Genomic DNA, 15,315 nt, shown 5'->3' with positions numbered 1-15,315 from the left:
TTTGTTTACCGAAAAACAAACTAGGCCAGCTCCGGTTTTTTAAAACGAACAAAAAACGTTGAGCCTTTATTGATCTCGCTGTCTACCCAAACCTTCCCTTGATGTTTGGCCATGATCTTCTTCACAATCGACAGGCCAACACCCGTACCTTCAAACGCACTCACATCGTTTGCACGCGTAAACAGTTCAAAGATCTTGTCCTGTTCAGCGGGATCTATGCCAATCCCGTTATCCTGAATGGCATATTCCACTTCATTGCCATAGTCTTTGGCATTGATGTTCACTACCGGATTGCTCGCCTGTTTAGAATATTTTACGGCATTGCCGATCAGGTTTGAAAAGACTTGCATTACCATCGTTTCTTCGCCATAAATATCCTCCACACCGTTGATGTTGATCTCTACATCTGTGTCGTTATAAGAGATCAAGAGTTCCTGCTTCAGCTCATTGAGCAGGTTTTCCATATTCACCAGCTTATATTCAGACTGCCCCTGCCCTGCTTTGGAGTAACTTAGCACATCCTGTATCATGGATTGCATCTTTTCGGCGCCAGTAAGTATGCGCGAAACCATGTGTTGTGCTTTGGGTTCCAGCGTGAAGTTCCGCAGCAAGATCTGCGAATAACTCTTTATAGAAGATAGTGGATTTTTTAGATCATGAGAAATGGTGTAACTGAATGCATCCAGCTCATCATATGCTTCCTTAAGCTTCTCATTCAGCACCCGTAGTTCCGTAGCTTTCCTGCTAATCGCAAATCGGATCTCCTCCTTCAGCTGTAATGCAGACTGTAGTTCTTCATTTAACCAGGGAACTGCCGTTAAATGCACCTCATCCGACCAGATTTCGAAAGATTTACGCGGAGAGATATCCATAAGATCATTTCCAGTAAACTCAACCGCTTTGTCAGGATTTCCGGCCCAGTTAACGGTAGTGATCACCTCCGGACGAAACCAGATCATGTACTCACCGAGTTCTCTGGACAGTCGGCAGGCAAGCATGCCACTACCGATCTCCTTGTATTGAATGGCATCTGGATAAATCTCCGAAAGCTTCTGTGTGGCATAGATATCAGGCTCCATGTTTTCATCAAGCCAGTCTATCAGATTATTTAAAAAAGCAAGCTCTGGAACGTTGCCCTTAGTGTGGAGTTCATTATCGAAAAACATAGCCACACCAGTAGCGTCGACCGCATCCAGCAAGGTACATTCATATTTGAACAGTGCGTCTAGAATATTGTTCTCACGGATCAGCTGCCGGGTCAATACATCCGTAGCAACCTTAAATCGCGCTGCATTCTGCTCGTCCTGTTCCAGAATCCGGAAACTTAATGCAGACGACAATACCTGCCCGATCAGCTTTGCTGCATCACGTTCTTTATAGTTGATAAACCTTGGCGTATAGTTGTGACAAGCGATCAGGCCCCACAATTCATCTTCATGAACCAGCGAGATGCTAAAACTGGAAGCAACCCCCATGTTCTTCAAGTACTGAATATGAATCGGCGATACCGCGCGCAAGGCAGAGTTGGTAAGATCTAGCGGTGCCTTGTCCATCTCCAGCATGGTCACAATGGCCGATGGTGTAGTATATACATTGCTAATTAACCTGGTCAGGTTCTTCTTGTATAGTTCCCGCGCCTGTTTAGGGATGTCCGTAGCAGGGTAATGCAAACCTAGAAAAGGTTCCAGGTTGTCGTTCTTCACCTCTGCTACCACTTCACCGTGTCCATCCGCATGGAACTTATAGATCATCACGCGGTCGTAGCCAATAACCTCCTTAATCTTGCTTACCGATTTATTCAATATGCTGGAAGGCTGTATATCTGACAACATCTCCGAAAGGGATCGACCAACAATACGTTGCAGCTCCGCCTTTAGATCCGAGATTTCCGGTTCAAACTCCAGCAGGTAGAATTGCTCAGACCTGGAAATGATCAGGTTAAAAGGTAATCCACCAATGGTTAATGGGTATGGATTGAAAGGCTCGAAGCCTTTATCGCTTTGCGCCAGTTTGATCAGTTGAATGATAAAGTTTGGCGGTTCCGTTCTTCTCAGGTAACTATCCAACACGCCTGCAGGCTGGTTCAACAGTGCAGTTGCAGGGATGCCAAAGAAGTTCACTACATTTTCACTGCAGTAAGTGATTCGGAATGTTCCATCAATGGCGATCAGGAACCCGTGATCCTGAACTTTTCCAGGAATGTGAATGGGTTCACGGCTGCAATTTTCTAAGGTTGGTACAAACATCTTTTAAATTTAGAGATCATTTTTTTTCCATCCAAAGCCTGAATTTACCAAATGTTTCATTGGCGGCTTCGGTGATTTCATCTGCCGCCTTTTGACTGGCTGCATGATGCTCAAGCACGGCTTTAAACTTTTCCCACATCGCCATGGTTTGCTCACCATAACTCTTGAAAAAAGATATTCCCGCATCATCATCTAAAGCGAGCTGTTTGGAGATCATTTTACTGATTACCTGCCCACCCAGTGTAGATCCTTCTATGACATACAGCGCGCCAAAAGCTTGCAGCATGCTTCCGATTTCCGGAAGATCAACAGCCGTAGCTTTTTCAGGAACAACCCCGTTCAAAGCCAGTATGTCGTTTTTGATGCTTTCCGTTTTTCGACGTTCAGCGTAGTCCGGTAACTGATCAAGGCCAATAAATTGGTTGATCTGGTCTTCCAACGCAGCGAAATAAGCATAAAAGATCTGTAAAATGTTAATGTAATCGTCGGGACTTTTCATCCCTTTTAATTTAACAATCAGATGCTTCTCCAATTGCTGGTGGTTCGACAGCGTCTCAGACTTCAGCTGCTCTAAAAGATTAATTGTAATCAACGTGGTACTGTATTGAATGTAAAATACAAATGTAAGAAATCCTTTTAACTGGTTTCTTCACTCATGTATTCTTTAACTTTTGCGAGTGTTTCCTTGCTGATACTTTCGATGGATGAAAGCAACACTGGGATTTGCGGATCCTCAAGGCTTTCCGATTTCTTCAGCAGCAGGTGTGTAAATGTAGGTATAAAACCCAGCGTTCCGGCCAGATCATGGCGCAAGGTACGGCGCCGTAGCTCCCTGGCTTCCTTTGTTTCTTTTTCCGCAGCCTCCCGGTTACGCTCCAGGGTGATGTCTTTCAGATAACCAATTACCAGGCGTGAAGAAGCTTGCTGATCCATCGTAAGCGTCAATTGTACCACATGCATGGTTTTGTCTGGTAGTTTAAATCCAAATTCCAGCTGCTGCAGTTTTCCCGTTTCAAGAGCACAGATCGTTTTCTCTACCCGCGAACGGTCTTCTTTATTAATCATTTTCTGCAAACGTTCGGTTTGCAGACCTTCCGGTTTCAGCTGAAAGTAACTGTAAAATGCAGGATTAGCATACGCCATCTCCCGGCTATCCAGATTTAAGATAAAGCAGGCACGGGGATCAAGATCTATAAGAGTTAAAAGTGCAGATTCTGGTTTCACCAATACAAAGATGCAGGCGCTTAAACTTTTGGCTACCTGGCAGAGTTACCATACATAAATCGTTCCAATCCCTTTGCCGCTCCATTCAGATATGCGTGGCAGGCGGTAAGCAAATCATCCAGATCTGCCTAACCAAAAACGGACTTCGCCTTCATAATCGCTTTCTCCAGATCAATCCCTTCGCCTAAAGCACCTTTAAACAGATCACCTTCAACCTTCAGCCTGTCCAAAGCATTAAAGATCGTAAAATCGCTCATCTTCAAGCCAGGCTTCAACTCCTCCCAATGCAATGGCATTGAGACCGTTGCACCAACTTTTGGCCTTAAAGAATACGGGCCCGCAATGGTTGCTCCCGGACGGTTCTGTAAGAAATCCAGATACATCTTTCCTTTGCGGTTTGAGATCATTCGCTCTAGACTGGTGTACTCCGGTATCTCTTCATGAACCCGGTTTACCAGTATCCTTGCAAAAAGCTGTGTCTGCTCATAGGTGTATTTCGCCCCCATCGGGATGTAAATGTGGATTCCGGTGGAGCCGGAGGTCTTGCAAAATGATGGAACATCGATGGCATCCAACAACTTTTTTACAATCAGTGCAGCCTCAATGACCTGATCGAAGGTGTTTTTGTCAGGGTCCAGATCGATGACACAATAGTCAGGGTTGTCAGGCGACTGTACCCTGCTGAACCATGGATTCATTTCTATACAGCCCAGAGAGGCCATCCAAAGTAGTGTAGCTTCATCATCCCCGACCAGGTATTCTTTGTCTTCGCCATCGCTGGTCCGGTAAGGGAAAGTTTTTGCCCACTCTGGTGCTTTGTTCTTCACATCTTTCTGGTAAAAGCTGGGGCCATGAATGCCGCCGGGAAAGCGGTTCAGTGACAAGGGCCGGTCTTTCAGATAAGGGAGGATATATTCGGCGATCTGGTAGTAGAAATTAAACATATCCCGTTTGGTTACCTTGTCCTCGGGCCAGTAAACTTTACTCAAATTGCTGAATTTTAGGTCATGTCCACACACCTTGCGCACCTGTGTTTCATCCTTAGGGTTCAATAGCGTCTTGCGCTCCTTCGTTGCAGGCGGTTTTATGGCTTCCACATGTTTATCCTTCTTAGCTATTGTTTTCTGCGCTTCCTCCACAACCTCTTCTGTAGCAACCGCAGTTTCCCGGGTAACATCTTTCGCTTTCTTATCGATCCGCATGCCCTGGAAGGAAGGATGACGGAAAACGCCATCTGTGGTTACCTCACTAAAAGCCACTTCACATACGAGCTCAGGTTTTAGCCAGGTGGCTTTCGCCTTCGGCGGATTTGGACGGAACCTGGATCCTTTATTCACATCAGGAATGGCTTCAAATGGACTTTCATCAGTAATCAAGGGCTTAAAGGCAGCCATCATTTCCTTCTGCAGCTTATCAGAAAAACCGGTACCAACCTTACCCACATACTGCAACCGCCCTTGTTCATAAACCCCAAGCAACAGCGAGCTGAATAGCTTGGAGGTATCCTCATTCTTCGTATAACCGGCAATTACAACTTCCTGACGCTTATGCACCTTAACTTTGAGCCATTGCTTAGATCGCGAATCCACAGCATAGGTACTGTCTTTCTTTTTGGCGATGATGCCTTCAAGCTCCATCTTCTCCGCAGCATGAAAAAACTCAATACCATCCGCGTTGAAGACCGGGCCCATCCGAAGGCGGTCATCATCTGTTGGAAGAATATCCTTTAAGATCGCCTGCCGCTGGTATAGAGGCATATCCATGAGGTTTTTTCCCTCGTACCAGAGCAAATCAAATACATAGTACACCAGATCCCCATCGGCCTCGCTGCGCCAATTCTGTAGCTGACCAAAGTTTGAACGGCCTTTTTCATCGAGCACCAGGATCTCGCCATCAAGCACGGCATTTATCGTAGCATTGCTCAGGATATCATGTATCGGGTAGAACTTATCATTAAAGGACTTTTTGTTTCTGGACATCAGGTCGACGTTTCCTTTGTTGATGTAGGCCAAGGCACGATAGCCATCCCATTTCACCTCATACTGCCAATCCGGATCATCAAAAGGTTCATCCACAAGCGTGGCAAGCATAGGTTTCATGTTCGTCGGCATCTTCGCTTTAGGTGCTGATTTCAGCAGGTCGGCAATGTTTATGCTATTCTGGGCTTTTTCCTCCGGTTCATTTCCGATTGCTGCTGCAGGCTCAGGAATTGCCGTCTTCTTTTTTGCAGGCTTCCCGGATGCAGCCGCTTTTGCTTTAGTGGTTTTTGTAGCTTTTGCAGGTTTCTCCACATCCTGCTTCTTTCCGGCCTTCCAGACCTTTTCACTGGTTTTTTCCATGATTTCAATGGTCTTGCCCGAAAGCACAGACTTGTCTTCCTTGGTAATATCCTTTGCCGAAGCAAATTCATCTTTATGTTTGATCAGGAGCCAGCCATTTTCCCCCATGCCATTGGTTTTCACGAGTGCAAATTCACCCTGAAGCTTCTTGCCATGGAGTTTGATCTTTAGAGATCCTTCATGAAGCTGTTTTAACAGATGTTTTTCCTGCGCTTTTTTGCCTTTGATCTCCTCGATTGGTTCGTAGGTACCTTCATCCCAAACGATCACGGTTCCGCCGCCATACTCCCCTTTCGGAATAATGCCTTCGAAGTTTTTATAATCGAAAGGATGATCCTCAACCATCATCGCGAGACGTTTATTTTTTGGATCTGTAGAAGGACCTTTGGGTACAGCCCAGCTTTTTAATACGCCCTCCATCTCCAGACGGAAGTCATAATGTAGCCTGGAAGCGTCATGTTTTTGAATAACGAAGGTAAGTTTATCCTTGTCCTTGCTTTTTCCTGATTTCGGTTCAGCGGTTTTGCTGAAGTCGCGTTTCTCTACATATTTTTCCAGGCTCATAATCGTGTATTTGGTACGATTATAACAAAGCGGGTGCTGGAAAGGTTTGTAGCTATCTCGCCGAGGAGGCTTCAGCTGACCTAAGGCATACCTGAAACAGAGCTTACACACGGCTTGCGTGGGTGAGGTGTGGGCGAGGTGTGCGTAAGGTCTGGTTGAAGTGTGCTTAATTGTACCATCAGGTTAAGGGCTGGCCTAAATAAAAAAGGAGCCCGTATCATAGCAATATGATCGGGCTCCTTTTTTAACTGTTGACCAGGCTCATGCCTGGGATTTGGAACTTACTTGCTTAGTTCTGCGAAGTATTTGTGGAACAAAGGCAAGGTTTCAATGCCTTTATAATAGTTGTACACGTCGTATTTCTCATTTGGCGAGTGTAGCGCATCGCTGTCCAGGCCAAAACCGAATAGCACGGATTTAATACCTAATTCTTCTTCAAACAAAGCAACGATAGGGATACTACCCCCACCCCTTGTTGGGATCGGTTTTTTACCGAATGAATCGACAATCGCCTGTTCTGCTGCGCGGTATGCTACACTGTCGGTTGGGGTAACCACTGGCTCTCCGCCGTGGTGTTCCGTAACTTTAACGGTTACGTAGTCCGGGGCAATACTTTCGAAATGTTTAGTAAAGATTGCAGCAATCTCTTTGGAACTCTGGTTTGGCACCAGACGCATGGAGATCTTAGCATTTGCTTTTGATGGCAATACGGTTTTAGCACCCTCGCCGGTGTAACCACTCCAGATACCGTTCACTTCAAGCGTTGGTCTTGTTCCTGTACGCTCTAGTGTAGAGTAACCTTTTTCGCCCCATTCTGCTTTGATGTTCAGGTCTTGCTTGTATTCTTCAAGATCAAAAGGTGCGCTGTTCAATGCTTTTTTCTCCTCATCAGATAGTTCTAAGACGCTGTTGTAGAATTCAGGAATGGTAATGTGATTGTTCTCATCGTGCAACGAAGCGATCATCTTACATAGGATGGTTGCCGGATTTGCTACTGCACCACCGTAAACCCCAGAGTGCAAATCGCGGTTCGGCCCAACAACTTCCACCTCCATATATGCCAATCCTCGAAGACCGGTTTCAATGGATGGGTTCTCCATGCTGATCATAGAAGTATCCGAGATCAGGACTACATCTGCTTTTAAGCGCTCCGCATTTTCCTTTACGAAGATGGACAGGTTGTTTGAACCTACTTCCTCCTCACCTTCAATCATGAACTTTACGTTACAGGCTAAGGTGTTGGTTTGCATCATCAGCTCAAAAGCCTTTACGTGCATGTAGAATTGGCCTTTATCATCGCAGGCACCACGTGCATAGATCTTGCCGTCACGAACGGTAGGCTCGAATGGTGGCGTATGCCACAATTCCAACGGATCTGCAGGCTGCACATCATAATGGCCGTAGATCAAAACCGTTGGCAGCGAAGCATCAACGATCTTTTCGCCGTAAACGATGGGATACCCTGCGGTCTGGCAAACTTCTACCTGATCGGCACCCGCTTCTTTAAGCTTCTGTGCAACATAGTCTGCCGTTTTTAATACATCAGCTTTGTATTTAGGATCCGCACTCACCGATGGGAAACGAAGTAACTTAAAAAGCTCTTCCAGGAAGCGCTCTTTATTTTCTTCTACATATTTTTTGATCTCTTGCATAACAATGAATATTGATTTTTTATAATGCTCTAAGCATACGTGTTTACATTTCCACAGATATTATTACCTCGCTAATAGCAATTTACAATTGGAAATTAGGCGATAACAGGATCTGCAAATGTACTCGTATCCGAGGGTGCTAAAGTATAAAAATACTTTAGCACATCAATGGCATTACTTGATTGCTGAGCGAGCGGCTTGCCTGATACAGATGTGACGTATGTACAATACACAAACCGCTACATCAGACTCTTAGCAGATTGAGCTCAACTCGTTTATAACTTGCAGTAAAAAGTTACATTTACGGCAAATTATGAAAACTCGCTCCATTGTTCAATCCTCACTATTTCGTTTAATCGCAATATTACTCGTATTCATTGGCTGTAAAAAGGATCAAATTCAACCGGAGAAGCCTAGGGCAGAAGAAACAACTGAGCAACGCAATCGGCCTAAGGTTTCTACATTAGAAGCCACGAACATTACCTATTATTCTGTGCGGTTTAGTGCAAACATTTTGGACACTGCGGGCTCGGCACTATCAGAGTTCGGCTTTGTAGTAGACACGCTTCCTGACCCAACACTGGAAAGAAACCTAAACAAGTTGGTAGTTCCAGTTCAAAAATCTGGTCTATACTCTTTGATTGTCACTGATGTTCCAGGCAATAAGGTTTTTTATTACAGAGCTTACGCGATTAATGAATCCGGGCCTGGATATGGAAAAACATTGAACTTCAGATCAAGGGATCGGAAGGTACATAAAGGAAATGTTTCACTTACAACGCAGCAGGAAGTAGTCAACTTCGGGGAACAGGGATTTACGGATATAGATGGCGGCCTTAACATTTCGGGTACCGTAAAAAGTTTGGAACCACTATCAAAGCTAACGTCAATTGCCTATGGGCTTAATGTAAATGGCACAACGGCACTTGAAAACTTTAGCGGCCTGGATAGCCTGGAAATAACAGATGCTGCCGGCTTTTTCCATGGAGTTAGTTTTATAAACAACGCGGCGCTGACCAGCTTCGAGGGAATTCATCATCTATATAAAACTGAAGGAGGATTAACGATTGCGGACAACCCCAAGCTTAAAGATCTTAAAGGATTGAGGGGTTTGACATACAACCATTTTGGGAGCTTAAGTATTCAGAATTGTGCGAGCTTAACAAATCTTTCAGGGCTTGAAAAATTTTTCCTGCTTGATGGATCCCTGATTATAAAGGGTAATGCAAGAATGACCGACCTTTCGGGTCTGGAAAATTTATCAGAAATTACCAGACAGGTTATTCTTTCTGACAATCCCGCTCTAAAAAGTCTAAAAGGCTTAGGAAAGATCCAGAAACTGGAAGCACTTGTATCGGAAAACAACGAAAAGTTAGAAGATTTTGATGGCCTAAGTTCATTAACCACCCTATCCGGTTTAAAAATTGTAAAAAATTCAGCACTACGAAACTTATCGGCCTTCCGCAATATCGAGAGCCTGGATTATCTTTCGATTGAATATAACGAATCTCTTCACGATCTATCTGGACTAGAGCGCTTGAACATCATTCAACAGAAGCTGACATTAAATTTCAATGCACTTCAAAGCTTAAATGGTCTAAATCATCTGGAAAACGCGGAAATGATTGATTTGATAGCCAACGACAATTTAACAGACCTGCGCGGTCTTGATAACCTCCAACAGATTAATGGTGATGGATTCTCCATTTCGATAGCTTTAAATGCGAACTTAACCTCGCTGAACGGCTTAAACAAACTATCGTTCGCCGCCGGTAGTGTACAGGTATTTAACAATTATAAGTTGACAGATTTTTGCGCTTTAGTTCCAGTAGTAAAAAATAGTAAGCCAGGCAATTTTCTAACGGGGGGGAATGCTTTTAATCCAAACAGAACCGGGATTTTATCCCGTTGCAAGTAAAGGTTTAGCAAACCAGTCGGACAAAAACCACATTGAAAATCCATTTTTCAGAATCAGCCTGACACTAAAAAATACCTACAACTAGTCATTGATACGCACATTTTCTATGTAGAAATTTAAGCTTTGAGCAGAATTGTAAATGTTAATACAACATTCAGAAGCTCATCTCTATTACGCCGTCAATTTGATTTAGCTAAATGTAGTCATGAAAAATTTTATCGGTAAATGCTGCTTTGCTGCAGCTTGTTTTAGTATAGCTGCACTTTGCTGGAGTGCTGTAGCAACTGTGGCGACTAGCAGTTTGGACACAGACAATCCACTTACCGTTCCGAATGTACCTGGCTACACGCCCGAACCAGGTGTAGAACCCAACAACCCACTCTCCATCCCTATACCGCCAGACCCCCCATTCAGAGACACGGAGTGGCATAACGCTGACGTACCAAACGCTGAATACTTGAACCGGACGAATCCTTTTAATTTTAGCTTTTTAGAGAAAGGAAAAACTTATCACCAGTTGAATACCCCGGCTTTAAACATTGCCTTTTTCAGCGGAGATGGCGATGGAAAAGCGATAAAGGTAAGGAGATTGAAGCCAAAAACTCCAGCCCCTTATGGTTGGTCCTGTCCTTGGAATGATATGAATCAGACACAAAGCAAGTATCCGGAGGTATTGTTTGTTGCTGAATTCAGAGAAGCCTTTATGATTATATTATCTAAACCATGCCTGGAATTTGGGCTTGAACTTGCACCGAACAGGCAGAATAAAAATTTCGGCTTTCGATTTTATGTTGGAAATTATTATTACGATAGAACAAGAGGTAGTACAGCAATGCTTACTAGAACTCCAAATGGAGCCCGCTTGTACAGTGTACAAGCCACTGCCCCTTTTTCTGTGATCACCATTTCGCGCTACAGTGAAGCAGGAGATGATCTAAGCATCACGCACGATGGCGTGGCACTGGCTAACATCAGGTATAAATTAGCTGAATAAAAGTTCATTATTTAAGAGGTTATGAAAAATTTCGTTGGTAGATGGTTCCTTGCTGCAGCCTGCCTATTTGCTGCTTCGGGTTGTTCAAAAGTTGAAAACAACATTGGAGAGCGTGCCGAGATAAACGCCGTCTCTACGCAATTTTCGCTTACCGTACCTGAGGTACCCGGCGAGGCGCCAGAACCAGGGATTGAACCGGCACAGCCGATACAGATTCCGCTTCCTCCATACCCGCCCCTTGCTGGAACTTCCTCCGGTTCGGATGGTAGCCCAAATCAATTCTATATCGAAAGAACATCGCTCCTAAGTTTTGCACACCTGGAGGAAGGGAAAACTTACCACCAGATAAATACGAACGAGCTGAACATTGCCTTTTTCAGCGGGGATGGAAACGGAAAGAAAATTCATATCAGGAGATTGAAACCAACAACGCCATCACCAAGTGGTTGGACCGCCCATTGGAACACCTTGCCTAATGTTGAGAATGAACATCCAGAAGTCTTGTTTATGTCTGAGTTCAGAGAAACCTTCATGATCGTATTGTCTAAACCATGCCTGGAATTCGGATTTGAACTTGCACCTAACCGGCAGGATAAGGAATTTACATTTAGAATTGCAGCTGGAAACTTCTTGCGGGATGCCTCAAGAGGCGACATCACGTTCCCTGTTAAAACACCATCTGGTGCCCAATTATTTAATATACAGGCTGAGATGCCTTTTAGCGTTATTACAATTCTGTATGACCATAGCCCCATTGAAGACCTGAATATTACGCACAAAGGCATTGCAATGGCTAACATCCGCTACAGATTAGCGCCGTGATTTTGATTTAGGATATGGAAAAGCCACCAGCATCACCATAATCAAACTGACTTCTGAATACAATTTCCCGACTTCAGCATACTACAAAGGGAATTGTAATAGCCAGCTTTGTGCCATAAGTTAAAACGAACACTATGGACGTAATTTTAATTACCGGTGCCTCTGGGGGAATTGGAGAAGCCATTGTAAACCAGCTGGCAGAAAGAAAGCATAACTTGTTACTGGTTGCCCCCAACGCGCAAAAACTTAGAGAACAGTGCATAAAACTTGAAAAAGATTTTGGGATCAATGCAGACTTCATCGCTGCAGACCTATCGAAAGTTGATATGGCTCAAAAAATCTTTGCAGAAACGCAGAACCGCAGGCTGAATGTAACTATACTGGTCAATAATGCCGGCATCGGTTCGGGTGGTGAGTTTTCAACCCTTTCAACCTAACAATCTCCATTCTCCACATCTTTCAAACAATCAACTAAAAACTTCTTGACTTGTTTCAATTCCCTGATCCTGGAATCCACCTCTTTGATCTTGTCTTGCACAATTTCAATCTTTCGATCTGCCTCCAGCTTTCCGCTAAACCATTCATTCAATGATTTCTTGATCTCCGCTAGGGTGAAACCGGCCTTCTTGGCCTGCACAATCCATTCTACTTTTTCGACGAGAATCTCATCATATTGTTTGTAATTGTTGGATACAACAGTTTCATCTGAGCTTCCGCTTATCAATCCGTAATTTTCGTAATAGCGTAAGGTGTGAATGGAGACACCGGTTCGCTTGGATAATTCATTAATTAACATATTTCTGATGCATTGTGGAAAAATATAATTGAAGTATAAAGTATACTCTACAGTTGTAGGTCGCAAATGTACAATGTATGTTTACAACTCAAGATAAATCCGCCGAAAATGATAAACATGATTGGTAAAGATGCAGCTATGAATCTTTGCCACTGAAGTAAGCTGACTATCTTCCTAAAACAATGAAATTCATAAAAAGAATGATACTGAGCCTGATTTGTCTGGTACTGCTGGTACTTGGGGCAACTTTAATATATATGCAACATCCGAAATTTGGGAAAGAACCAGATCAAAAGCAACTGGATTTGATCAAAAAATCTCCGAATTACAGAGATGGGAAATTTCAGAACAGACATTTTACGCCATTGGTAACAAAAGGATATTCTATCTTGAGCGTTACCTACGATTTTATTTTCAAGAAGTTTCCGAGAACACGGCCAACAGATTCTATTCCTTCAATAAAAAACGATCTGAAAAAATTAGCGATTACCGAAAATGTCTTGGTTTGGTTTGGACATTCATCCTATTTTATCCAGCTAAACGGCAAACGGTTTCTAATTGATCCTGTTTTTAGCGGCAATGCCTCTCCTATTCCGAATTCAACAAAATCTTTTACCGGAACAGATATTTATTCAGCAGCTGATCTGCCAGAAATTGACTATTTACTGATCAGTCACGATCATTATGACCATCTGGATTATAAAACTATTGTGCAGTTAAAGCCAAAAGTCAAAAATGTCGTTTGTGGTCTGGGCGTCGGCGCTCACTTTCGCCATTGGAAATATGAAAATTCCAAGATCATTGAAAAAGACTGGGACGAAAAGGTGTTGATTGACGATGATATTACCTTGCATACAGCTACTGCCCGGCACTTTTCTGGACGTGGGATAACAAGTAACAATACGCTGTGGTTATCATTTATCTTACAGACAGCTTCGTTTAAGATCTACCTGGGCGGTGATAGTGGTTACGACAGCCACTTCAAAGAACTAGGAGAAAAATTCGGCGGCTTCGATTTGGCCATACTTGAAAACGGGCAATACAATAAAGCCTGGCATGAGATACATCTATTACCCGAAGAAGTGTTGATTGCCACGCAGGACCTAAAAGCTAAACGGCTATTCCCTGTACATTCGGCAAAATTCGCCTTGGCTTTTCACCCATGGGACGAACCCCTCATCCAATTAAGCAAAATTAATCGGGATAAATATCGTGTCCCATTAGTAACACCTATGATTGGAGAAATCGTTTACCTTGATGAACCCAACCAAGTCTTCAAAGCATGGTGGCAGGATGTCAAAGATCTCTTTTGATATGTTCTATCCACCGCTCTCGCGGTAAATGCTTAAGGTCATATTCAGGTACGAAACCTGTTTTATTCGTAGGCATGGTGTCAGTCCACGTTGCTTTTCGGTCTGGAATCTGCAAATAGTAATCTTTGAAGGGCAACATTGTTTGTTCTGATACCCCCATATAATCCATCATACCCAAGGTGCGTTCACCATAGCGTTTTACCTTACTGCTTTGCTTCGAGATATAAAAGAAATATTCCGTGGAGCTTCCGCCCAGGTCATCAAACACTAATGCGACCTTTTCCGGAGTTTTTAGAATGGAATCTGCATATAAGGTCAATGTGGGAAGCGCATAGAATTGGGCGCCTGACTGTGGAATTTGTTGATATGCTTTTCGATATTCAGCCAGGATTTCAGGAGTATAAGAGCGTTTCCAACGTGGATCCTGAGGCGTGTTTTCGTACATAGCCTTGATACCCGGGAGGTTTGACTTAATATTCTCCGGGGATAGACGTAGATAAGATTTGCCCTGTTTTATGGGCTGCGTATAAAAATATGGAAGAAGATAACTCCATCCTGAATTACCTCCGCCGTTACCTCTTAAATCTACAATGAGGTTTTTTGTAGCCCTGATCAGCGAATCATTCTTCTGGATAATTTCTTTGATCTTATCATCACGATTGAATGATCCGATGGTCAAAAGAATATGGTCTTCATCTAGCTTCCGGCAATCAAGTCCGAAATTGTAATTCCCCCAGGTTGATAATGTGTTGCGTTCGTCAGTGGTCATCTTTGCCGGATATACCTTTCCCCATACCTCAAAATTCCATACGTAGAGAAGCGCAGCACGCAGTCTGACCGGGAAATCAGGCGTCATCCAATCGTACCGGTCGAAAGTGAATCCATCTTTGGCCTTCTTAAAGGTGTAATAAACGAGACCAGGCTTAAGCTTAGCATCCCTGCTTTCGAGAATCACGGCCTGGTATGTTTCCGGATCTACTTTGTAGACTGCTAGTTTCATCGAGGAGTCGGGATTGATCCAGATGCCTTCAATGGCATCTCTTTTCTTTTCCGAATAAGCGGAAATAAATGCCTTTTCATTTACTCGGTTGTATTTGAAGGTAGTACTATCGGAGACGGCGTATTCAATGTCAAAGTGTTTATCATTAAAGAAGATCACATACTCTTTAAGAATCTGAAAACACTTTTGAGGATCAGATAACGCTGCTGCATTCGTCCTTAACTTTTTAACCATCTTCTTATAATCCGGAAGTAGCTTTCTGGCAATCATGTCCGGATATCCAACGTAGTTTAGTTCTGTCTTTTTAATTGTGGTATCCAGATTTGCAAGGCAGTTGCACTGCTCGCGGGCTTCTACTTGTTGAGAGAACATCAATAGACAAACAATCAAGTAAAACCTTAAAATAGCTAGTTTTCTCATTGGAATTATATTGTCGCCGGTAGATTC

Annotated in this window: 12 protein-coding genes; 5 read left to right on the top strand and 7 right to left on the bottom strand. The window is 43.5% G+C overall.

Annotation, left to right across the window (positions count from 1 at the left end):
- Positions 1 to 20: 20 nt before the first annotated feature.
- The 5 genes from ACTHQF_RS11470 to ACTHQF_RS11450 all read right to left on the bottom strand — a co-directional run bounded on the left by ACTHQF_RS11470 (position 21) and on the right by ACTHQF_RS11450 (position 8,025).
- Positions 21 to 2,246: an ATP-binding protein gene (locus tag ACTHQF_RS11470; protein ID WP_440430358.1), complete on the bottom strand. Its 2,226-nt coding sequence runs from the start codon at positions 2,244 to 2,246 to the stop codon at positions 21 to 23.
- Between the two features lie 16 nt (positions 2,247 to 2,262).
- On the bottom strand, positions 2,263 to 2,838 hold the full coding sequence (locus tag ACTHQF_RS11465) for a biliverdin-producing heme oxygenase (protein WP_440430357.1): 576 nt from the start codon (positions 2,836 to 2,838) through the stop codon (positions 2,263 to 2,265).
- Between the two features lie 44 nt (positions 2,839 to 2,882).
- Entirely contained in the window at positions 2,883 to 3,470 is a 588-nt protein-coding gene (locus ACTHQF_RS11460) for a hypothetical protein (RefSeq protein WP_440430356.1), read from the bottom strand.
- 128 nt (positions 3,471 to 3,598) lie between these two features.
- A complete protein-coding gene (ligD, locus tag ACTHQF_RS11455; protein WP_440430355.1) occupies positions 3,599 to 6,373 on the bottom strand; it encodes a DNA ligase D in 2,775 nt (924 codons plus the stop codon).
- Positions 6,374 to 6,654: 281 nt separating this feature from the next.
- Positions 6,655 to 8,025, bottom strand: a complete 1,371-nt coding sequence (locus tag ACTHQF_RS11450) for a dipeptidase (RefSeq protein WP_440430354.1) — start codon at positions 8,023 to 8,025, stop codon at positions 6,655 to 6,657.
- 313 nt (positions 8,026 to 8,338) lie between these two features.
- On the opposite strand from ACTHQF_RS11450, the gene ACTHQF_RS11445 reads away from it, so the two are divergent.
- From ACTHQF_RS11445 to ACTHQF_RS11430, 4 genes are all read left to right on the top strand, one after another.
- Positions 8,339 to 9,943: a hypothetical protein gene (locus tag ACTHQF_RS11445; protein ID WP_440430353.1), complete on the top strand. Its 1,605-nt coding sequence runs from the start codon at positions 8,339 to 8,341 to the stop codon at positions 9,941 to 9,943.
- Positions 9,944 to 10,148: 205 nt separating this feature from the next.
- Positions 10,149 to 10,937, top strand: coding sequence for a hypothetical protein (locus tag ACTHQF_RS11440; RefSeq protein WP_440430352.1), 789 nt, complete (start codon positions 10,149 to 10,151; stop codon positions 10,935 to 10,937).
- A 21-nt stretch (positions 10,938 to 10,958) separates the two neighbouring features.
- Positions 10,959 to 11,759, top strand: coding sequence for a hypothetical protein (locus ACTHQF_RS11435; protein WP_440430351.1), 801 nt, complete (start codon positions 10,959 to 10,961; stop codon positions 11,757 to 11,759).
- A 134-nt stretch (positions 11,760 to 11,893) separates the two neighbouring features.
- Positions 11,894 to 12,196 (top strand): SDR family NAD(P)-dependent oxidoreductase, encoded by a 303-nt coding sequence (locus ACTHQF_RS11430; RefSeq protein WP_440430350.1) that lies wholly within the window; start codon positions 11,894 to 11,896, stop codon positions 12,194 to 12,196.
- Here ACTHQF_RS11430 and ACTHQF_RS11425 read toward each other — a convergent pair.
- A complete protein-coding gene (locus ACTHQF_RS11425; RefSeq protein ID WP_440430349.1) occupies positions 12,193 to 12,555 on the bottom strand; it encodes a MerR family transcriptional regulator in 363 nt (120 codons plus the stop codon). The two genes, ACTHQF_RS11430 and ACTHQF_RS11425, sit on opposite strands and share 4 nt — an antisense overlap.
- Positions 12,556 to 12,737: 182 nt before the next feature.
- Here ACTHQF_RS11425 and ACTHQF_RS11420 point away from each other — a divergent pair, with 182 nt between their 5' ends.
- Entirely contained in the window at positions 12,738 to 13,868 is a 1,131-nt protein-coding gene (locus tag ACTHQF_RS11420) for an MBL fold metallo-hydrolase (RefSeq protein ID WP_440430348.1), read from the top strand.
- Here the strand turns inward: ACTHQF_RS11420 and ACTHQF_RS11415 are convergent.
- On the bottom strand, positions 13,852 to 15,288 hold the full coding sequence (locus ACTHQF_RS11415) for a S41 family peptidase (RefSeq protein WP_440430347.1): 1,437 nt from the start codon (positions 15,286 to 15,288) through the stop codon (positions 13,852 to 13,854). The two genes, ACTHQF_RS11420 and ACTHQF_RS11415, sit on opposite strands and share 17 nt — an antisense overlap.
- Between the last annotated feature and the right edge of the window lie 27 nt (positions 15,289 to 15,315).

This window comes from Pedobacter sp. SAFR-022, from assembly GCF_051965375.1.
Classification (GTDB): Bacteria; Bacteroidota; Bacteroidia; order Sphingobacteriales; family Sphingobacteriaceae; genus Pedobacter.
The sequence above is the reverse complement of the archived record's forward strand: the minus strand, read 5'-3'. Positions and strand labels throughout refer to the sequence as shown.